17 protein-coding genes and 2 pseudogenes are annotated in these 20,146 nt (G+C 70.3%); 4 read left to right on the forward strand and 15 right to left on the reverse strand.

The window, feature by feature from the left end; translation table 11 throughout:
• Positions 1–527 precede the first annotated feature (527 nt).
• Both AB0N16_RS03020 and AB0N16_RS03025 read left to right on the forward strand, forming a co-directional pair.
• Positions 528–920 carry a hypothetical protein gene (locus AB0N16_RS03020; RefSeq protein ID WP_365792394.1) on the forward strand — a complete coding sequence of 131 codons (393 nt, stop codon included), beginning with the start codon at positions 528–530 and terminating at the stop codon, positions 918–920.
• A gap of 5 nt (positions 921–925) precedes the next feature.
• Complete coding sequence (locus AB0N16_RS03025) at positions 926–1,594, forward strand: nucleotidyl transferase AbiEii/AbiGii toxin family protein (protein ID WP_365792780.1); 669 nt, start codon at positions 926–928, stop codon at positions 1,592–1,594.
• Between the two features lie 670 nt (positions 1,595–2,264).
• On the opposite strand, the gene AB0N16_RS03030 is transcribed toward AB0N16_RS03025, so the two are convergent.
• The 9 genes and pseudogenes from AB0N16_RS03030 to AB0N16_RS03070 all read right to left on the reverse strand — a co-directional run bounded on the left by AB0N16_RS03030 (position 2,265) and on the right by AB0N16_RS03070 (position 11,545).
• Entirely contained in the window at positions 2,265–2,825 is a 561-nt protein-coding gene (locus tag AB0N16_RS03030) for a hypothetical protein (protein ID WP_365792396.1), read from the reverse strand.
• Positions 2,826–3,073: 248 nt separating this feature from the next.
• Positions 3,074–3,379 (reverse strand): DJ-1/PfpI family protein, encoded by a 306-nt coding sequence (locus AB0N16_RS03035; RefSeq protein ID WP_365792782.1) that lies wholly within the window; start codon positions 3,377–3,379, stop codon positions 3,074–3,076.
• The gene (locus tag AB0N16_RS03040) at positions 3,327–4,133 is read right to left on the reverse strand and encodes an ABC transporter ATP-binding protein (RefSeq protein WP_365792398.1); all 807 of its coding nucleotides are present in this window, start codon (positions 4,131–4,133) and stop codon (positions 3,327–3,329) included. The genes AB0N16_RS03035 and AB0N16_RS03040 overlap by 53 nt, the downstream gene beginning before the upstream one ends.
• 4 nt (positions 4,134–4,137) lie before the next feature.
• Positions 4,138–5,103, reverse strand: a complete 966-nt coding sequence (locus AB0N16_RS03045; protein WP_365792400.1) for an iron ABC transporter permease — start codon at positions 5,101–5,103, stop codon at positions 4,138–4,140.
• 56 nt (positions 5,104–5,159) lie between these two features.
• Positions 5,160–6,197 (reverse strand): ABC transporter substrate-binding protein, encoded by a 1,038-nt coding sequence (locus AB0N16_RS03050; RefSeq protein ID WP_365792402.1) that lies wholly within the window; start codon positions 6,195–6,197, stop codon positions 5,160–5,162.
• A 188-nt stretch (positions 6,198–6,385) separates the two neighbouring features.
• Positions 6,386–6,920 (reverse strand): annotated as a pseudogene (locus AB0N16_RS03055) (sigma-70 family RNA polymerase sigma factor).
• Positions 6,917–7,602 (reverse strand): annotated as a pseudogene (locus tag AB0N16_RS03060) (hypothetical protein). The pseudogenes AB0N16_RS03055 and AB0N16_RS03060 overlap by 4 nt, the downstream one beginning before the upstream one ends.
• Positions 7,603–7,833: 231 nt before the next feature.
• On the reverse strand, positions 7,834–9,162 hold the full coding sequence (locus tag AB0N16_RS03065) for a TRAM domain-containing protein (RefSeq protein ID WP_365792404.1): 1,329 nt from the start codon (positions 9,160–9,162) through the stop codon (positions 7,834–7,836).
• Between the two features lie 337 nt (positions 9,163–9,499).
• Entirely contained in the window at positions 9,500–11,545 is a 2,046-nt protein-coding gene (locus tag AB0N16_RS03070) for an APC family permease (RefSeq protein WP_365792406.1), read from the reverse strand.
• A 363-nt stretch (positions 11,546–11,908) separates the two neighbouring features.
• Here AB0N16_RS03070 and AB0N16_RS03075 point away from each other — a divergent pair, with 363 nt between their 5' ends.
• Positions 11,909–12,580, forward strand: a complete 672-nt coding sequence (locus AB0N16_RS03075) for a TrkA family potassium uptake protein (protein ID WP_351325777.1) — start codon at positions 11,909–11,911, stop codon at positions 12,578–12,580.
• Positions 12,580–13,251: a TrkA family potassium uptake protein gene (locus AB0N16_RS03080; RefSeq protein WP_365792409.1), complete on the forward strand. Its 672-nt coding sequence runs from the start codon at positions 12,580–12,582 to the stop codon at positions 13,249–13,251. The genes AB0N16_RS03075 and AB0N16_RS03080 overlap by 1 nt, the downstream gene beginning before the upstream one ends.
• A gap of 96 nt (positions 13,252–13,347) precedes the next feature.
• Here the strand turns inward: AB0N16_RS03080 and AB0N16_RS03085 are convergent, their stop codons facing one another.
• The 6 genes from AB0N16_RS03085 to AB0N16_RS03110 form a co-directional block, all read right to left on the reverse strand.
• Complete coding sequence (locus AB0N16_RS03085) at positions 13,348–14,103, reverse strand: DUF3159 domain-containing protein (RefSeq protein ID WP_365792411.1); 756 nt, start codon at positions 14,101–14,103, stop codon at positions 13,348–13,350.
• A gap of 3 nt (positions 14,104–14,106) precedes the next feature.
• The gene (locus tag AB0N16_RS03090; RefSeq protein ID WP_351325771.1) at positions 14,107–14,505 is read right to left on the reverse strand and encodes an OB-fold nucleic acid binding domain-containing protein; all 399 of its coding nucleotides are present in this window, start codon (positions 14,503–14,505) and stop codon (positions 14,107–14,109) included.
• A 124-nt stretch (positions 14,506–14,629) separates the two neighbouring features.
• Complete coding sequence (locus AB0N16_RS03095) at positions 14,630–15,316, reverse strand: response regulator (RefSeq protein WP_365792413.1); 687 nt, start codon at positions 15,314–15,316, stop codon at positions 14,630–14,632.
• Entirely contained in the window at positions 15,313–17,892 is a 2,580-nt protein-coding gene (locus AB0N16_RS03100) for a sensor histidine kinase KdpD (protein WP_365792415.1), read from the reverse strand. Before AB0N16_RS03100 ends, AB0N16_RS03095 begins: the two co-directional genes overlap by 4 nt.
• 157 nt (positions 17,893–18,049) lie before the next feature.
• Positions 18,050–19,216, reverse strand: a complete 1,167-nt coding sequence (locus AB0N16_RS03105) for an alginate lyase family protein (RefSeq protein WP_365792784.1) — start codon at positions 19,214–19,216, stop codon at positions 18,050–18,052.
• Between the two features lie 164 nt (positions 19,217–19,380).
• The gene (locus tag AB0N16_RS03110) at positions 19,381–20,145 is read right to left on the reverse strand and encodes a DUF3710 domain-containing protein (RefSeq protein WP_365792417.1); all 765 of its coding nucleotides are present in this window, start codon (positions 20,143–20,145) and stop codon (positions 19,381–19,383) included.
• Between the last annotated feature and the right edge of the window lies 1 nt (position 20,146).

Here is a 20,146-nt window from a genome sequence, read left to right on the forward strand (position 1 = left end):
TCCGATCCGGGACAACCGCGTCACGCTCCGTCAGAATCAGCGTCGAACGGGCGTCAAGGCATTTGCCGCACCCGGCCCGCACGGAGTTGAGGCAAAGCGTTCTCGACCCGCGCCCCGCTGCGAAACCGCAGGTGAGACACGTGGCAGGAACCTGCAGCATGCTCCACGCGGTGGACCTGTGGAAACATGTCGGCACGACCCGCATGCAACCTGGGAAACCAGAAGAACAGCAGGTCAGACGCCCTTTACTGCGGGCTCAAGAATAGCGACGCACTCCACATGATGCGTCATCGGAAAGGTGTCGGCCTAGGCCAGCCCTGGAAAAGGCCAGGTCAGAGCCGCTTTCTCGTCTCGCCACGCAGCGAACGGGCACCCAGAGCGTCAAACGAGCGTCACGGCCGACAGTCCATCCGGCTCAGGGCGGAACAGACTGCGGCAACCTCTCTCCCGAGAGATCCGCTCCTGCTCGCTCCGACGCCGACCCCACATCAGGACCGCACCACCTCTACGGCCGCCATAATGAACTCATGCTCTCCAACCCGCAGCACCCCGCACCCACCCCGAGGGACGTCTCGGGCGCGGACGCCAAGGACCTCGCGCTGTATCGGGAGAAGTTCCGGCGGCGTCTGCCGAAGTCGCTGAACGAGTTGCACGGCCCGACCCAGGGGATCGTGGAGCTACCGCTGCACATGGCCTGGTCCGGGATGACCTCATACGACCTGAGCAAGCCGCGCCAGCGCATGGGCCTGTACCGCACCGTCCTGCACGAGGGCCTGCACGACGACCTGCCCCGCTACCTCAACCAGAACCTACTCCTGCAGCTGTGGCCGGTGCTGCGCACCCTCGTCGGCCGCACCGTGCGCACCGTGTGGGAGGACGCCTTCCCTCAGCTCGCCTCCCACACCCAGGCAGCCGCGTGACGGACATGCCGGAGCTGCACACGCGGCTCCTGGCGGACGTGATCGCCCTCGGTTCCCCGTATCCCCTGGTCCTCACCGGCGGATACGCCGTGCGGGCACACCACCTCGTAAGCCGCCCCAGCCAGGACCTCGACGTCGCCACCGAGAACCCGGCTCCCATGGCCGATATCGCGGCCACGCTCCGCGCCGGCCTGGAAGCCCGCGGCTGGAAGGTGCACGCGCTGGAGACCGCCCCGCTGTCCGCCCGCTTCACCGTGTCCGACCCGGCCACCGGGCAGGAATGCGAAGTCGACATCCTCAAGGAGATCTTCTGGCGGCCAGTCGCCCAGAGCCCGTACGGACCCGTCCTCGCGGAGGAGGACGTGATCGGGACCAAGATCCGCGCCCTCGCCGACCGCGGAGCGCCCCGCGACCTGATCGACGTGTTCGCAGCCTCCCGCCGCTGGACCAATGCCGAGCTCGAGGAGTTCGGCCGTCGCCACGCCCGCGGCCGCTTCGAGCGCGAGGATCTCCAGGCGAACCTCACAGGCGCCGAGTGGACCGACGACGAAGCCTTCGCCGCCTATGGACTCGATGACGCCACCATCACCGCTCTCCGCGCTTGGGCAGTGGAGTGGGCCGACAGCCTCGCGACCCGTCTCCTCGTAGAAGCCGATGATCCGGACAACGACTGATCACGTCCGGATGAGACGACACCTGCAAGCGATCAGAGCAAGAGCCAAGAGATGAGCGGGTAGGAAAGCAGCCGGTCGCGGGCTTGTCCCACCTCAAGTAGGCCAGGCAGGACCTGGGAAATCTGTCGGCGGGCAGGCTGCGGCCCCAGTGGCGGGTGATCAATGAGAGCCGACCCTCGTGCGTCCCCACGCTTACTCAAGGGCCTCAGCCGTCGGAAAGCGGCGTGAACAGGTCAGCGTGCCGTGCGCCACCGGGGTGACACTACGCCGCGCCCGGCGGCCAGCCAGACTGCCGACGGCCCTCCCCCTACCAGATCCACCAGATCCGCAAGCTCACAGCCCTTGACCGCCTCGGGCAGACACAACCCGACTGGGCGGTCCTCATGAGTAGGAAGCGGTGCAAGGACCCTGATGGTCTGCTCAGCCTGACACGACGGCATCCACGTCGGCTCCGAACCCTGAGTTCACGGCAGTCACTGGAGAGCCCGTTGAGATTGACGCCGCACGCCAGGTTCGGGAGGAGGCCGCTGGACAAGGAACAGCTCCGCTCTCACCTCGCCCGGCGGCCTGCCTCACGGTGGGCCTCGCCATGCCCGGTCGGCGGCAAGGTGACCGCGAAGCGCGACCGGCCGCCCGGACATGCGGGCGGCCAGCAGGGTGTCATCCGTTATCACACGCGGAGCGCCACGCACTGGCGGAGCAGTGGCTCCAAGCGCAGTTGGGTGTCCTCGCGGTCGAACGCCTGGAGCGTATCTAGACAGTTGGCGATCCAGCGGGCCTCGTCCTCGTCCTCGATCCGGACCGCCACGGCGGTCACCGCGCTCTCCAGGTCGAATGGCCCCTCCGCGAACTCGTCGTCGAGGGCCCGGTATCCGACCGCGAGCAGCGGGTTCGCGTACACACCGGTCGCCTCGGCGAAGGCGCGGGCTTCGGCCGGGTTCGTGCGCAGGCCGGCCAGGCGGCGCAGCACCTCATCCGGGTCGCCCAGTTCGCCGTGCAGACGGTGTGCCCGGCCGACCAGGAGGGGCCAGCCGCCAGTCAGGTCGTGGAGGCGGTCCAAGCGGTCCTCCGTGTGGAACATCTCGACGCGCTGGGCCCAGCCACGCAGGCTGCGGCGGTCGTGGCGGCGCAGCACCACGGGGGCAGCCGAGGTGAGTTCCTCGCCCGTCAGCAGGGTGCGCCACAGGGCCAGCTGGGCGGGGTCCGTGACCAGGACGACCGCGCGGGTCACCCCCGGGGTGTCGGGCAGTAGCGTCTCAGCCAGGTCCCCGCACTGCGGCCGAGGTCGGGGACACGGACAACTCCTGGTACGAATGGGCTTGTCGCCTCTTACGGACGGGAGCGTCCCGGCGTTCAGGGGGCCGGTGATCAGGAGCTTCGCCAGACGGCCCCGCGCTGCTCGTACTCCATGACGGACTCGACGCCGAGGGCGACGGATGCTCCGCACTCTCGGGTGAGCAGCCAGAGCGCCAGATCGATTCAGCTGGTGACACCGCCCGCGGTGACCAGATTCCCGTCGTCGACGACTCGTGCGTCGATCACCCTCCCTCCCTGAGCGGCCAGATCGGCCTTGCCCAGGTGATGTGTCGTGCAGGGACGGCCGCTGGTCAAGCCCGCCGCGGACAGCACCAGGACCCCGGTGCAGACGCTGGCGATGGTGACTCCCGCCTCCTGTGCACGTACGAGGTCCCGATGGACCTCCGGATCCTTAGGATTCGAACACGTAGCGACATCAGCTGGTCTCCTTGGCTGAGGGGGCGCCCTCGTCCGCGAGCGGCCGGGCAGCGTAGGTGATCCGGACGATGCCGTCGGCGTGCCGTGCGGTGCGGGCGCGGACGCCGAAGACGTCGGCGAGGATCTGCGGGGTCAGGACATCGAGGACCGGGCCCGCCGCGGTCACGGCACCTTCGTGCAGGACGACCAGGTGGTCGCAGAGGCGGGCGGCGAGGTCGAGGTCGTGCAGGACGGCGAGGGTGGTGACGCCGGTGGCGCGGATGAGGTCGAGAAGTTCGAACCGGGCCCGGATGTCGAGGTGGTTGGTGAGTTCGTCCAGGACGAGGAGTTGCGGTCTCTGGGCCAACGCGCGGGCCAGCAGGACGCGTTGGCGTTCGCCGCCGGACAGGGAGGCGTAGTCGCGGTGCGCGAAGGGCCGTACGCCGCAGCGGTCGACGGCGTCCGTCACCGCCCGGTGGTCGTCGGCTCCGTCGCGGCCCAGCAGGCCGTGGTGGGGGGAGCGGCCGAGGGCGATGATCTCGGTGACGGTCAGGCCGGTGGTGTTGCCGCCCGAGTCCTGGAGGACCGCAGCCGTACGACGGGCCGCGGCGCGGGGGGACAGCTCCCAGACGTCGTCCTCGCCGACCCGGACGGCGCCGTCCGCCGGGCGCAGGGAGCGGTAGACGGCGCGCAGCAGGGTGGACTTGCCGCTGCCGTTCGGGCCGACGAGGCCGACGATGTCCCCCTTGCGGGCTTCGAGGCTCACGTCTCGGAGGATCGGGGTGCGGTCCAGGGTGATGTGGAGCTGGTCAACGGTCAGTTTCATGCGGTCAGTCCAGACCCTTGTTGCGGCGCAGCAGCCACAGGAAGAACGGGGCGCCGAGGAGGGCGGTGAGGATGCCGAGCGGCAGTTCGTTGGGGCGGTCGAGGGTGCGGGAGAGCAGGTCGACGAGGACCAGGTAGAGGGCGCCGAGCAGGGCGGTCAGGGGCAGTAGGCGGCGGTGGTCGGCGCCGGTGGTCAGGCGCACCAGGTGCGGGATCATCAGTCCGACGAAGCCGATGCTGCCGGCGACGGCGATGACGGTGCCGGTGAGCAGCGCGCTGAGGACCAGGAGGACGGCCCGCAGCCGGTTGACGTCGACGCCGAGGGCGGTGGCGGACTCGTCTCCCGCGAGCAGGACGTTGAGGCGCCGGCCGAAGAGGGCGAGGAGCGTGGTCGTGACGAGCACCACCGCGGCCACCGTGGGGACCTGGTCCCACTGGGCGCCCGCGACACTGCCCAGCATCCAGAACATCACCGTGCGCAACTCGTTCGGCGTCGCCTGGAGTTGGACGTAGTTGGTGGCGGAGAGGAAGACGTACCCGACGGCGACGCCCGCCAGTACCAGCCGGGTCGGGGCCAGCCGCCCCCGCCGCTGCCCGAGCGCGAACACCAGCGCCCCGGCGACGACCGCGCCGAGGAAGGCCGCCGCCGACACCCCGACCCCGGCGAGCGCGGCGCCCCCGCCAAGGGTGATGACGAGGACGGCGCCGAGAGAGGCGCCGTAGGAGAAGCCCAGGACTATGGGGTCGGCGAGCGGGTTGGACACCACCGTCTGGAGCACCGCGCCGGACACGGCGAGGCCCGCGCCGACCAGGGCGGCCAGGACCACCCGCGGGGTGCGGAAGTTCCAGACGATCTGGTCGAGTGCAGGGTCGGAGGGCGCCGACCCCGCGCCGGTGACGTGGTGCAGGACGATCGCCCACACGTCACCGACCGGCACGCTGACGGCGCCGATGCTGATCGCCACGATCATGGTGGCAAGCAGCGCGACCGGCAGGAACGCGAGCGCCAGCGGGATCCTGAGGCGGCTCAGAGGGCGTCGGGGTGCAGCATCTGCGCGACCTTCTCCACGGCCAGGTCGTTGCTCGGACCGAGGTACATCGAGTCGGACAGCGTCACGTACGTGTTGTTCCTGGCGGCCGGCCACTGGGGGAACTCCTTGAGCAGTTTCTTGGCGTAAGCCGCCGGATCGGGGCCGTTGTAGCTGATGACGACGACGGCGTCGACGTCGGTGGCGGCCACCTTCTCCTTGCTCAGGTCGGCGAAGGTGGCCTTGGTGGTGTTCGAGAAGGCGTTGGTGCCGCCGGATTTGGCGAGGATGTCGTTGACGATGCCGTTGGCGAGGACCGAGCTGAAGTCGTTGCTGCCCATGGACATGTTGGAGAAGAGCACCATGACCTTGGGCTTCCTCTCCCCGGCGACCTTCTTGGAGACCGCCGCGATGCTCTTCTCGGAGGCCGCGATCAGCTTCTCGGCCCGGTCGCTGACGTGGAAGATCTTTCCCATGTCGCGCAGCAGCCGGTAGCTGTCGGCGACGGTCATCTTGGAAGGGTCGTCGTCACAGCCCTGCGGGGAGACGTAGCTGTTGGCGCCGACCTGCGCCAGCTGGTCGCGGGTGGCGAAGCCGTTCTTCTGGTCGAAGCCGTACGTGGTGACGGACAGGACGAGATCGGGGCGCAGGCCGAGCATCGCCTCGCGCGGGATGTCGTAGGCGTCGTTGAGCTTGACGTTCCCGGTGGGCAGCTTCTTGATGGCGGCGGCCCGGCCGGGCACCTCGGACATGCCGTAGCCCTGCTGGTTGGCGACGATCCTGTCACCCAGGCCGAGAGCGAGGAGGGTGGAGACCTCGGCGACCGAGGCTCCGTTCATGACGACGACCCGGCTGGGCGCCTTCTTGAAAGTCTCCTTCTGACCGCAGTTGTCCAGGGTCACCGGGTAGCCGGTCTTCGAGGCCGCGGCCTCGGCCGTGTCGGCGCTCGCCTTGTCGTCGGACGAGGAGCCGCATGCCGCGGTGAGCAGGCAGAGGGCTGCGGCCAGGGCGGTGGCGGCCGGCCGGTTGATCGACATGCGGGCTCCTATGCGTGCGGGGTGCGCTGATGCTTCTGCTGGTCTTCTGCGTGGTTCTGGTGCAGTAGTCGGGGCGCGGTGGCCGTGAGTTCCCGCGCGTGTGCCGCAATTGACCAACTCGGCAGAGGAGTTGATGCCCCCGGACCGCAGGGTTGGTGCTCCCCACCGGAGAGCACCAACCGGTGGCGTCAGGCCGCCAGGGCGCCCGGTGCCTCGGCCTCCACGAGCTGCCGTTCCAGAGCCGCGCGGGCGCGCGAGACCCGGGAGCGGACGGTACCCACGGGGCAGCCGGTGAAGCCGGCCGCCTCCTCGTAGGACAGGCCGACGACCTGGGTGAGGACGAACCTCACGGCGTTCGTCGGGCAGCGCGGCCAGCAGGTCGAGCAGAGCCACGCCTTCGTCGAACCCCGGCAGATCGCGCGGCTGGGTGCGTTCGACGGCAGCCTGCCAGTCCGGGGTGTCGACGAGCCGCGGTCGAGCGCCGGCGTACCGGAAACTGTCTGCCACCGCGCGACGGGCGATGGACAGCAGCCAGGTACGGGCCGAGGCGCGGCCCTCGAAGCGGTGCAGGCTGCCGAACGCCCGCGCGAAGGTGTCCTGGGTGAGGTCGTGAGCGGTCTGGGGATCGCCGCTGAGGTGGACGACGTAGCACAGCACGTCGTCGTGAAGGGCGCGGACGAAGTGCTCGGCCGCGCGGGGGTCGCCGCCGCCCGGCTGTCTCAGGCGACAGCGGCACCCGTGGGCGGAGCCCGAGAGGTGAGGGAGCAGCACAGGAGAGGCCTTGCCGGGGCCGGCACGTCGGTGGCGCGGCGCCTGACCGTGAGCGGGCGAGGGAGCGGGGCGGGCCCGGCCAGCAGCATCCGCAGCGGTGCCACCAGCCGGGTGGCCGCGGCCCGCAGAACGCGGAAGACGGCGCGCTCGCCGTACGCGAGCCAGAGCCCGCACAGCATTGCGGCCAGGAGGTGCGCGGCGAACATGCCGTACGAGGCGGCGCCGCTCATCTCGCCCATGCCGTGCGCGTGCTGGACCCCGGTCATCGCATGCGTCATGGCCCCCATGTCCATCGGGTCCATGTGCATGGAGCCCATGCCGCTCATGTCCATGGAGCCCGGGGCGCGAGCCGAGGCGTCCTGTCCGGGAGTCGCCGCGGTGGTGAGCGTCTGCGCCAGGGAGAACGCCTCGTGGAGTACCGCCTGTGCCGCTGTCACCACCGTGACGATCAGCATGCGTCCGCGCTCACGGCCGGCCAGCAGCCGGCCGTACCGGTCCCCGCCGCACCGGCGGCCATGGCCCACCAGGGGACGGAGGTACCCGACATGATCACGTGACCGAGGGCGGCGAGCAGCACGCAGACGGCGGCGAACACACCGGCCCGCAGCGGACGGCACCACCCTCGGACAGTCATAGCCCGCCCATCCGTTCGGCCACCGCAAGGTGAGCTTCCTTGCCCACGCACCATCGATGTTGGTGTAGGACTGCGACACGCGCATGGTGCCTTCAAGCCACCGTTTGACCCGCTGCACCGCCTCGGCGCCCTTGACGTGCGTCAAGATACCCCGGAGAGCGTCATTTCAGCGTCAAGATTTCGCCCGTAACGCCCACAGCGCACATAACGCACACCACTCGAACCCGCAGGTCAGACGGCCTTTCCGGCCGGTTCAAGGATCGCGACACACTCCACGTGGTGGGTCATCGGAAACAGATCGAACGCCCGCAGCGTCCGCACCCGGTACCCGCCGTCCCGGAAGTACGCCAGGTCGCGGGCGAGGGCGGCCGGGTCGCAGGCGACGTAGGCGACTCGGCGGGCGCCCAGTGATGTCAGGTGCTCCACCGTCTTGCGGCCCGCGCCCGCGCGGGGCGGGTCGAGGACGATGAGGTCGACCTCGGTGATTCCGGTGCGCGGGAGGACCGACTCGACCTTGCCCTGTTCGACGCGGACGCGGGGGAAGTCGCCCAGGTTGTGGCGCGCGTCCTCCACCGCTCGCTTGCCGGACTCGATGCCCAGCACCGCGCCCTTCTCGCCGAGGCGGTCGGCGAGGGCGCCGGCGAACAGGCCGACTCCGCAGTAGAGGTCCAGCGCCATCTCGCCCTTGCGCGGCAGCAGTCCCTGCATCACCGCCGTCACGAGGGTGTCCGCCGCCTTCGGGTGGACCTGCCAGAAGCCGCCGTTGCCCACGCGGTGGGTGCGGCCGTCGGCCCGTTCGCGGACGAAGGCGCGGCCGTGGACGCGGTGGATGCCGCCGTCGTTCTCGTCCACCCGCAGGACCGAGACCGGCTTGTCCAGTTCGACCAGGGGCAGGCGGGCGCCGGGGCGGGGCTCCAGGATCACCATCCGGTCCTGGGAACCGGTCGCGGCGATCGCGTCCACCGTCACCATGCCCGACCAGTCGCGCTCCTCGATGCCGAGTTCGCTGACGCCCTGCGCCGCGATCATGCAGTGCTCGATCGGCTCCACCTCGTGCGAGCGGTGCCGGCGCAGTCCCGCGTTGCCGTCGGCGTCGATCGCGTACTGCACGCGCGTGCGCCACTGCGGCACCTCGCCCGCGGGCAGCTTGTCGCCCTCGGCGGGCATCACCGTGCCGTCCCAGCCCGCCTCCTCCGGCGTCAGGCCGGCCAGCCGCCGCAGCTGCTCGGCGATCACCTCGCCCTTGAGCCGGCGCTGGGCGCCCGGCTTGGCGTGCTGCCAGTCGCAGCCGCCGCAGCGGCCGGGGCCGGCGTAGGGGCAGGGGGCCTCGACGCGGTCCTTGGAGGCGTCCACGATGTCGACCGCGTCGGCGCGCAGGAAGCGGGCCCCCTCCTCGCCCTCGGTCACCCGGGCCACGACCCGCTCGCCGGGCAGCGCGTGCCGGACGAACAGCACCTGGCCCTCGGCGGTCCGGGCGATGCAGTGGCCGCCGTGCGCGACCGGGCCCACCTCGACCTCGTACTCCGTCCCCACCAGAGATTTCTTCGGTTCTGCCTGCATGGCGGGGTGACTCCAGATCAACGAGAGGGGGTACGGCCGAGCATGGGCCGACGACAGCCGACCAGTCTACGTGCTCGCAGAGACCCCCCGCGGACACTCGATCGCGGAAGCCGTCTGCCCGCAGGCCTGCACAGGCCTGCACGGGCCCGCACGGGCACGCACGGGCACGCACGGGCACGCACGGGCCTATACAGGCGCACCAAGCCCGCACAGCAAGCCCGCACGGGGACCTAGGCCCACACAGGCGCACAGGCCCGTACGGGCCGCACAGGCGCACAGGCCGCACAAGCCGCACAGGCCCACCGACCCCCGGGCCTGCACCCGGCGCCCCTCCCGCTCACCCCCCGCTGTGCTCCTTCGGCCGGTGTTCGGCCGGCCCGCGCCGGACCGCGCCCGGTGCGTTCCAGTCCTGCCGCTTGCGGGCCCGGTTCCTCGCGGCCTCCGAGGACGCCAGCTGGTAGGGCACCGAGGTCACCATGACACCCGGCGTGAACAGCAGCCGCCCCTTGAGGCGCAGGGCGCTCTGGTTGTGCAGCAGATGCTCGTACCAGTGGCCGACCACGTACTCCGGGATGATCACGGAGACCGCGTCCCGCGGGGACTTGGCGCGCAGGCTCTTGACGTACTCGATGATCGGCCGGGTGATCTCGCGGTAGGGCGAGTCGAGGACCTTCAGCGGCACGTCTATCCCGCGTCGCTCCCACTCCTCGCGCAGCGCCTTCGTCTCGGCCGGGTCGACGTTGACCGTGAGCGCCTCCAGGGTGTCCGAGCGCATCAGCTTGGCGTAGGCCAGTGCGCGCAGGGTGGGGCGGTGGATCTTGGAGATCAGGACGACCGAGTGCACGCGGGACGGTCGTACCAGGTCGTCGTCCGGCTCCTCGGGGGCCGAGATCTCCTCGGAGACCCGGTCGTAGTGCTTACGGATCGCGGTCATCGTCGCGTAGAAGATGCACATGCCGAGCAGCGCCACCCAGGCGCCGTGGGTGAACTTCGTGACCAGGACGACGACCAGCACCAGGCCGGTGAAGAAGGCGCCGAACGCGTTGATCGCGCGGGAGCGCACCATGTGGCTGCGCTTGGCCGGGTCCTTCTCGGTCGCCAGGTGGCGGTTCCAGTGCCGGACCATGCCGGTCTGGCTGAGCGTGAAGGACACGAACACACCGACGATGTACAGCTGGATGAGACGGGTCGAGTCGGCGCCGTAGATGACCACCAGCAGGGCGGCGGCGCCGGCGAGCAGCACGATGCCGTTGGAGAAGGCGAGGCGGTCGCCGCGGGTGTGCAGCTGGCGCGGCAGGTAGCGGTCCTGGGCGAGGATCGAGCCGAGCAGGGGGAAGCCGTTGTACGCGGTGTTCGCCGCCAGGAACAGGACCAGGGCGGTGGCGGCGGCGAGCAGGATGAACAGGAAGCTGCCCTTGCCGAACACGGCCTCGGCGACCTGGGAGATCACCGGGTTCTGGACGTAGCCGGAGCCGATCGCGACGCCGTTGTGGAGCAGGTCGGTGGCCGGGTTCTCGGCCATGCGGACCTTGGTGACCATGGCGAGCGCGATGATGCCGCAGAACATGGTGACCGCCAGCAGCCCCATCGCGGCCAGCGTGGTCGCCGCGTTCTTCGACTTGGGCTTGCGGAAGGCCGGGACGCCGTTGGAGATCGCCTCGACACCGGTGAGCGCGGCACAGCCGGAGGAGAAGGCGCGCAGCAGCAGGAAGACCAGGGCGAAGCCCGCCAGGCCCTGGTGCTCGGCCTTGATGTGGTAGGCGGCGGTCGGGGCGCGCATCGTGTCCCCGAGGACCAGGCCCCGGAACGCACCCCACGCGATCATGATGAAGACGCCGCCGACGAACACGTAGGTCGGGATCGCGAAGAGCTTGCCGGACTCCTTCACCCCGCGCAGGTTCATCAGGGTCAGCAGCAGGATCACGGTGACCGCGCAGAAGACCTTGTGCTCGACCACGAAGGGGATCGCCGAGCCGAGGTTCTCGATGCCGGAGGCGATGGAGACGGCGACGGTCAGGACGTAGTCGACGAGCAGGGCGCTGGCGACGGTGAGGCCGGCCTTGGGGCCGAGGTTGGTGGTGGCGACCTCGTAGTCGCCGCCGCCGCTCGGGTAGGCGTGCACGTTCTGCCGGTAGGAGGCGACCACCGTGAACATCAGCACGACGACCGCGACGGCGATCCAGGGGCTGAAGTGGTACGCCGACACGCCCGCGATGGACAGGACCAGCAGGACCTCCCCCGGCGCGTAGGCGACGGAGGACAGCGGGTCGGAGGCGAAGACAGGGAGTGCGATGCGCTTCGGCAGGAGAGTTTCGCCCAGCCGGTCACTGCGCAGAGCGCGCCCGATCAGGATCCGTTTGGGCACGTCGGTCAGTTTGGACACGAGAGAGGATCGTAGGCCTTCCACCTGGCAGGTCTCCAGCCGCAGTACGGGATCTGCCTCCCGAGTGAAAAAAGTGACGGTCGGAACTGCGGATTCCGCAGCCTTCGTACCCATCGTGCCTAGATGGCACACCCCGCCTGTCTTCGCACTTCGGAGGTCCCATGCCCGCGACCGCAGAACTGATCGGTGCCGCGGTCGCCCTCGTCGGCCTCGGAATCCTCACAGCGTGGAGCGTGCGCAGCATCACTCGGCGATGAGCGTGGCACAGGGGTGCCCGGCCAGGCCGGTGCGTGTGTAGCTTGGGCCTCGGTCTGAGACCCTGATGGGGCTGAGCACTAACTTTTGGACACCGGAAGGACGGTCGTGCACATCGTCATCATGGGCTGCGGCAGAGTGGGTTCCGCTCTCGCCCAGACCCTGGAGCAACAGGGGCACACGGTCGCCGTGATCGACCAGGACCCCACCGCCTTCCGCAGGCTGGGCCCGGGGTTCGGCGGCCGCCGGGTCACCGGCGTCGGCTTCGACCAGGACACCCTGCGCGAGGCGGGCATCGAGGAGGCCGGCGCCTTCGCCGCCGTCTCCAGCGGTGACAACTCGAACATCATCTCGGCCCGGGTGGCCCGCGAGATGTTCGGTGTGGAGAACGTCGCGGCCCGCATCTACGACCCGCGCCGCGCCGAGGTCTACCAGCGCCTCGGCATCCCGACCGTCGCCACGGTCCGCTGGACCGCCGACCAGATGCTGCGCCGGCTGCTGCCCTCGGGTGCGGAGCCGCTGTGGCGCGACCCCACCGGCGGGGTCCAGCTCGCCGAGGTGCACGCCTCCCCGAAGTGGGTCGGCCACAAGATCAGCACGCTCCAGGAGGAGACCGGCGTCCGGGTCGCGTTCCTCACCCGGCTCGGTGAGGCGATGCTGCCCACCTCGCAGACGGTGCTGCAGGAGGGCGATCTGGTGCATGTGATGATGCGGACGGACGACGTCGACAAGGTCGAGGCCGCCTTCGCCGGGGGTCCGGAAGAGGAGAGCGGTCACTGATGAGGGTCGCCATTGCCGGAGCCGGCGCCGTCGGCCGCTCGATCGCGGGCGAGCTGCTGGAGAACGGCCACGAGGTCCTGCTGATCGACAAGGCCCCGACCGCCATCTCGGTCGAGCGGGTCCCGCAGGCGGAGTGGCTGCTCGCCGACGCCTGCGAGATCACCGCCCTGGACGAGGCGGCGCTGCAGCGCTGCAACGTCGTGATCGCCGCGACGGGCGACGACAAGGTGAACCTGGTCGTCTCGCTCCTCGCGAAGACGGAGTACGGCGTTCCGCGCGTCGTCGCCCGGGTCAACAACCCGAAGAACGAGTGGCTGTTCAACGAGTCCTGGGGCGTGGACGTCGCCGTCTCGACGCCCCGTCTGATGTCCGCCCTGGTCGAGGAGGCGGTCAGCGTCGGCGACCTGGTCCGGCTGCTCCGCTTCAGCCACGGCGACGCCAACCTGGTGGAGCTGACCCTGCCCGAGGAGTCGGCCCTGGCCGGCACCCAGGTCGGCGACGTGGAGTGGCCCGAGGACACCTCGCTGGTCACGATCATCCGGGGCACCCGGGTCCTCACCCCCTCCCGGGAGGACTCCCTGGAGGCGGGCGACGAACTTCTGTTCGTGGCGGCCCAGGCCCGCGAGGAACAGCTGGAGGACCTGCTGTCGGTACGGCGGGAAGACGTCTGAGGCAGCACTAGGCAGCACCGGAAGGTCTGACACAGCACAGGAAGAAGGGCGCCCACCGTGGCGGAGGGCGCCCTTCTGTCGTCATCCGGTACTCGCCTACTTGCGGTGGCGTCCGCCGGAGGGCTCGCCGCTCTCCTCGGCCAGCGCGGCCTTGCGCTCCTCCTCGGCCTTCTCCTCCGCCTCCATCTCGGCGAAGACGTCGATCGGCGCCGGCGCCTTCGCCAGGAAGACCCAGGTCAGCCAGACGGCGAGCAGGAACGGCGGGATCTTCAGCGCGACCAGCACCCAGCCGAGCTGGGCCGTGTCGGCCCACCAGTACAGCGGGAAGAGGATCGCGCACTTGGCGAGCAGGATCAGGCCCCAGGCCCAGCTGGCCTTGGCGTACGCCTTCTTGCGGCCGGGGTTGCGGGTGCGCCAGGAGAGGTTCTCCTTGAAGACCGGGCCGAGGATCAGGCCGATCAGCGGCACCCCGCACAGCGTGGTGATGATGTACGCCAGCGCCAGGCCCAGGGTGTAGAGCATGCCGGGCAGGTAGAAGTCCTTGGCGTTGCCGGTCATCATCGCGAAGACGACACCGAAGGCGACGCCGAAGACCCCGCTGAAGGCGTGCTTGACGGTGTCCCTCATGGCCAGGCGGACCACGACCAGCACCACGGAGACCGCGAGGGCGGCGATCGCCGACCAGTGCAGGTCCTTGTTGATGGTGAAGATCGTGACGAACAGCAGGCCGGGCAGCACCGTCTCGACCATGCCGCGCACGCCGCCGAAGGCCTCGAACAGCGCGGCCTCGGTCACCGCCCGCGCATGGTCCTCCGCCTGAGTGTCTTCGGTCGGCTTGTCGAGCGACGTCACCGGCTACTCCCTACCAAGGGGTCTCAGTTCGTACTTGGGGTTGAACAGCACCCGACGGCCCCGGCTCAGCGAGATCCGGCCCGACGCGATGAGCCTGCGCCCCGGTTCTATGCCCACGATGGAGCGCCTGCCGAGCCACACCACGTCGAGTGCCGCGGAGCCGTCGAACAGCTCGGCCTCCAGGGCCGGGACTCCGGCGCGCGGCCGCAGGGTGACCGTGCGCAAGGTACCAGTAACGGTGACGATCTGCCGGTCCTGACAGTCGCCGATCCGGATGCAGCCCGCCGTGTCGGCGTCCTCGCGCAGCTCCTCGGACTCCAGGTCCTCCTGCGACGAGGACAGCCGGCCCAGCATGCGCCGGAACCGGCCGGCCGGCTTTTCGGAACGGGGAACAGCACTCATGTCTGAAGCGTACCGGGGCACACCGACACTGCCGTAGTCCAGCTCACGCCCCGGCTCGTTTCCCGAACCGGACGCCGGATCCACTCCTCGAACGTCCGGTTCGCTTCTCGACCTGGCGTCCGGTTCACTTCTCGAACCGGTACCCCATGCCCGGCTCCGTGATGAAGTGCTTGGGGTGCGAGGGGTCCGCCTCCAGCTTCCGGCGCAGCTGTGCCATGTACACGCGCAGATAGTTGGCCTCCGTCCCGTAGGACGGCCCCCACACCTCCTGCAACAGCTGCTTCTGGCTGACCAGCCGGCCGGTGTTGCGGACCAGCACCTCCAGCAGATGCCACTCGGTGGGGGTGAGCCGGACGTCCCGGCCGGCCCGGTTGACCTTCTTCGCGGCCAGGTCGACGGTGAACCCCTCGGTCTCCACCAGCACGTCGTCCTCGCCGGTCCCGGCGACCGGCTCGGCGCGGCGGACGGCGGCCCGCAGCCGGGCCAGCAGCTCGTCCATGCCGAAGGGCTTGGTGACGTAGTCGTCGGCGCCCGCGTCGAGCGCGTCGACCTTCTCGTCGGAGGAGTGACGGGCGGACAGCACCAGGATCGGCACCCGGGTCCAGCCGCGCAGCCCCCTGATCACCTCGACGCCGTCCATGTCGGGCAGGCCGAGGTCGAGGACGACCACGTCGGGGTGGCGGGAGGCGGCCAGTTCGAGGGCGGTACGGCCGTCGGGGGCCGCGTCGACCTCGTACTTGCGCGCCTTGAGGTTGATCACGAGGGCACGCACGATCTGCGGCTCGTCGTCGACCACGAGCACACGGGTCATGAGGCCTGCCTTTCCGGTTCTGCCACGGCCTGTGCTGCTGCTTCAGCCACGGGTTCTGCTCCTGCGGCGACCGATCCTGCCGCGCGGAGGGTGAGGACCATGGTGAGGCCCCCACCGGGCGTGTCCTCGGCGTTGAGGGTGCCGCCCATCGCCTCGGTGAAGCCCCGGGCGACCGCGAGCCCCAGACCGACCCCGGCGCCGCGCGGAGCGTCACCGTAGCGCTGGAAGGGCTCGAATATGCGCTCTTTGGCTTCGTCGGGCACACCGGGCCCGCGGTCCACGATCCGCAGCTCCACCCGGTCGGCGATGGCGCTGGCGGACACCACGACCACATGGCCGGGCCGGTCGGGCGGGCTGTACTTGACGGCGTTCTCGACCAGGTTGGCCACCGCCCGCTCCAGGAGCCCGGCGTCGGCCTCGACCATGGGCAGGGTCTCGGGGACGTCCAGCTCGACGCTGCCCTCGTCCACCCCGACCAGCGCCATCGGGACCACCTCGTCGAGGTCGATCTCCCGGACGATCGGAGTGACGGTGCCGGTCTGCAGGCGGGACATGTCGAGCAGGTTGCCGACCACGTGGTCGAGCCGGTCGGCGCCCTCCTCGATGCCCTCCAGCAGCTCCGCCCGGTCCTCCTCGGACCACGCCACGTCGTCCGAGCGCAGCGACGACACCGCCGCCTTGATCCCGGCGAGCGGGGTGCGCAGATCATGGCTGACGGCGGCCAGCAGGGCCGTACGGATCCGGTTGCCCTCGGCCAGCGCGCGGGCCTGCTCGGCCTCCTCCTGAAGCCGCCTGCGGTCCAGTACGACGGCTGCCTGGGCGGCGAAGGCGGCGAGCACCCGGCGGTCCTCGGCGGGCAGCACCCGGCCGGTCAGCGCGAGGGCCATGTGGTCGCCTATGGGCACGTCGACGTCGGCGTCCTCGGGCCGCTGCAGGGCGGGGCCGACACCGGCGCGCCCGGCGCAGCTCCACGGCTGGACGTCGCCCGCCCGTTCCAGAAGGGCGGCGGACTCCATGCCGAAGGTCTCCCGTACCCGCTCGAGCAGCTCCTCCAGGCTGGTCTCACCGCGCAGCACGTTGCCGGCCAGGAAGGAGAGGATCTCCGACTCGGCGCGCAGCCGGGCCGCCTGGTGGGTGCGGCGGGCCGCGAGGTCCACGACCGAGGCGACGGACAGCGCGACCCCGAAGAAGATCACGATGGCCACGATGTTCTTCGGATCGGCGATGGTCAGCCGGTGCAGCGGCGGGGTGTAGAAGTAGTTCAGCAGCAGGGACCCGAAGGCCGCCGAGGCCAGCGCCGGGAAGAGGCCGCCGAGCAGCGCGGCCGCGACCGTGAGGGTCAGGAAGAGCAGCATGTCGTTGGCGAGGCCGAGGTCGACGGTGTTCAGCAGCACCGCCATGACGGCCGGCCCGACCAGGCCGACCAGCCAGCCCGCGATGATGCGGCCGCGTCCGAGCCGGGCGCCCCGGGCCACCGGCAGTCCGCGCCCCTTGGCGACCTCCTCGTGGGTGACGATGTGGACGTCCAGGTCGGGTCCCGACTCGCGGGCGACCGTGGCGCCGACGCCGGGCCCGAGGACGTACTGCCAGGCCTTGCGGCGGGAGGAGCCGAGCACGATCTGGGTGGCGTTGACCCCGCGCGCGAAGTCGAGCAGGGCCGCGGGGATGTCCTCGCCGACGACCTGGTGGAAGGTGCCGCCGAGGTCCTCGACGAGGGTGCGCTGGACGGCGAGTTCCTTCGGGGAGGCGGAGGTGAGGCCGTCGCTGCGGGAGATGTAGACGGCGAGGACCTCGCCGCCGGCGCCCTTCTCGGCGAGCCGCGCGGCCCGCCGGATCAGCGTGCGCCCCTCGGGCCCGCCGGTGAGCCCGACGACGATCCGTTCCCGTGAGCCCCAGATCGCCGAGACCCGGTGCTCGCTGCGGTACTGCTTCAGGTACTCGTCGGCCCGGTCGGCCACCCACAGCAGCGCCAGCTCGCGCAGGGCGGTCAGGTTGCCCGGCCGGAAGTAGTTGGAGAGGGCGGCGTCGACCTTGTCCGACTGGTAGATGTTGCCGTGTGCCATGCGCCGGCGCAGCGCCTGGGGCGACATGTCGACCAGCTCGATCTGGTCCGCGCGCCGTACCACCTCGTCGGGCACGGTCTCGCGCTGGCGCACCCCCGTGATGGACTCGACGACATCGCCGAGCGATTCCAGGTGCTGGATGTTGACGGTGGAGACGACGTCGATGCCGGCCGCCAGCAGTTCCTCGACGTCCTGCCAGCGCTTGGCGTTGCGGGAACCGGGGATGTTGGTGTGGGCGAGTTCGTCCACCAGGGCGACGGCGGGGGCGCGGTGCAGCACGGCGTCCACGTCCATCTCCGTGAAGGTGGCGTCCCGGTACTCCAGCTCCTTGCGCGGGACCTGCTCCAGGCCGTGCAGCATCACCTCGGTGCGCGGCCGGTCGTGGTGCTCGACGAAGGCCACCACGCAGTCGGTGCCGCGCTCCACGCGCCGGTGGGCCTCGGAGAGCATGGCGTAGGTCTTGCCCACGCCCGGTGCCGCACCGAGATAGATCCGAAGCTTGCCGCGTGCCATGGTCCCATTGTCTTCCGCTTACTGCCGCCTACGCAGCGTCGACCCTACGGCCAACAATCCCGGCGAATGAGACAGGCGGTTCGACGGCGGGCATCTTTGACGGAACCCTGATGTGCCCCGCGGACGTCCCTGAGGGCCCCGCGGGGCATCGTGGGGCTCAGTTGGGGTTGTCACCGTGGGTGAGGGTCTCCCAGGCCACGAAGAGGTTGTTGGTGCCCGCGGGACGGTTGTTCTGGGTGAGCGTCTGAGTGTTGGTCATGGCGATGCCCAGCCGGTTGTGGAGGGCGTTGTAGCCGACCTCGGTGACGGGCCCGAGGCCGAGGGTCAGGGAGCCGCCGCAGAGCCAGCTGGGGACGGCGGTGCCCAGCTGGTACTTGGACTGGAAGCCGAGCGCCTGCCGCAGCCGCTCGCCGACGTCGGTGCCGTAGAGGTCCTGGCCCTGGATCCGGCCGGTCTCGGCGACGTGCGAGATCGAGGAGAGGCCGTAGCCGGTGTGCGTGAAGTCCCGGCAGGTCTCCTGGGTGAGGCCGGTGACGAAGGTGGACTGGCCCTGCCAGTAGGAGACGATCTTGGCGGTGGTGTCGAGGTTCTGGCTGGGCACGGTCTTCGGCACCGACCCGTCGGAGGCCAGGTAGACATAGGCGGCCGTGCGGGTGCGGAACTTGGCCATGGCCGTGTCGTACGACGCCTTGTCCTCCAGGAAGACGGAGATGCCGACGGCGGCCTCCATCATCGTCAGCTCCCAGTTGCCGTTGGAGTTGGAACCCTTGATGACGGTGGGGAGGTAGACGTTGCGCAGCATGGTGGCGAAGCGGGCCTCGTTCGCCCAGGTGCCGGTGTACGTGTACCTGATGATCTCGGCGGCCTTGGGCCAGGAGGAGCCGGCCCAGCCGGTCTGCAGGGGCGCGTTGCTGTTGGTGTGACTGGTGATGGTGGCCGACCAGGCGTCCATGATCTGGATGGCCTTCTGGGCGTACCGGGCGTCCTTGGTGATGTACCAGGCGAGGGCGTCGGTGTAGGCGGCGATCGCGTCCTCGCGCTCGTCGGTGCAGCCGTAGTTGGGGTTCGAGTACGACCCGCATTCGACCGTCGCCCTCGGTGCGGGCGTCCGGTTCAGGTCGGCGTACTTGCTCGCCATCATCTGGTCGTAGGCCGCCTTCCAGGGCTGGGCGCCGGCGAGTACCTCGGTGCGGGCGAAGTCCAGCTGGGCCCTGGAGACGGTGACTCCGGGATGGACGAAGGTGGCGGGGGCGGCCTGGGCCGGCCAGGAAAGGGCTCCGAGGACGAGGGCGACGACGGCCGCGAGGAGTCCGGTTCTGCGCATACCTGAAGGCCTCTCGTTCATGTGGGTGAACGTGAAGCGCCTTTATGAACGGCGCGTTGAGCCGTGACCGTAGGTACAGACCAATGCGCCGTCAAGGGGGTGCGCACACAAAAGAGCCGCACCCCGAAGGGTGCGGCTCTCGAACGGCTCTCCCGGCAAAGCGCCTAGCGGACCTCGGTGATCTCCGGTCCGCGCTGGAGCTGGCCCATGCCGCCGGAGAAGCGCGAGGACTCCTCCTGCTGCTGAACGCCCTCGGGGACCATCTGGGCGTCGTTGGGCAGCTTCAGGACGATCGGGTCACGGGGGGCCATCGGGCCCTCGCCGCGGACCACGACCGTGTCCCGGAAGATCTGCTCCAGGAGCCCCGCGGCCTGCGGCTGCACCGCGCCCTGCCCGGAGATCACCCCGCGCAGGAACCAGCGCGGACCGTCCACACCGACGAACCGCACGACCTGGAAACCGCCCGTGCCGTCCGGCAGCTGCACCGGCACCTGGGCGCGCAGCTCCCAGCCCAGCGGGCCCTCGACCTCGTCGACGATGCCGCCCTGCTGGGTGATGCCGGAGCTGATCTCCTCACGCACCTCGCCCCAGATGCCCTCGCGCTTGGGCGCGGCGAAGGCCTGCAACTGCACGGCACTGTCCTTGAGCACCACGGTCGCCGCGACGATCGCGTCACCCGCGACCTCGACCCGCAGCTCCATGCCGTCGACGCCGGGCACGAACAGCCCGCCGAGATCCACCCGGCCCTCGCCCGGATCGCGCACCTCGGAGTCGTCCCACGGTCCGTCGGGCCGGGGCTCCGGTTCCAGGCGTACGCGCTCGCGCTCGCCCTCTTCCTCGTCCGCCTCGGTGCCGACGCTGTCGACGACCTGCTCGGCCTCGCCGGCCGCGTCCTCGGCGGCACCCTTCTTGTTGCGACGTCCGAACACG

The organism is Streptomyces sp. NPDC051105, from assembly GCF_040682795.1.
Classification (GTDB): Bacteria; Actinomycetota; Actinomycetes; order Streptomycetales; family Streptomycetaceae; genus Streptomyces.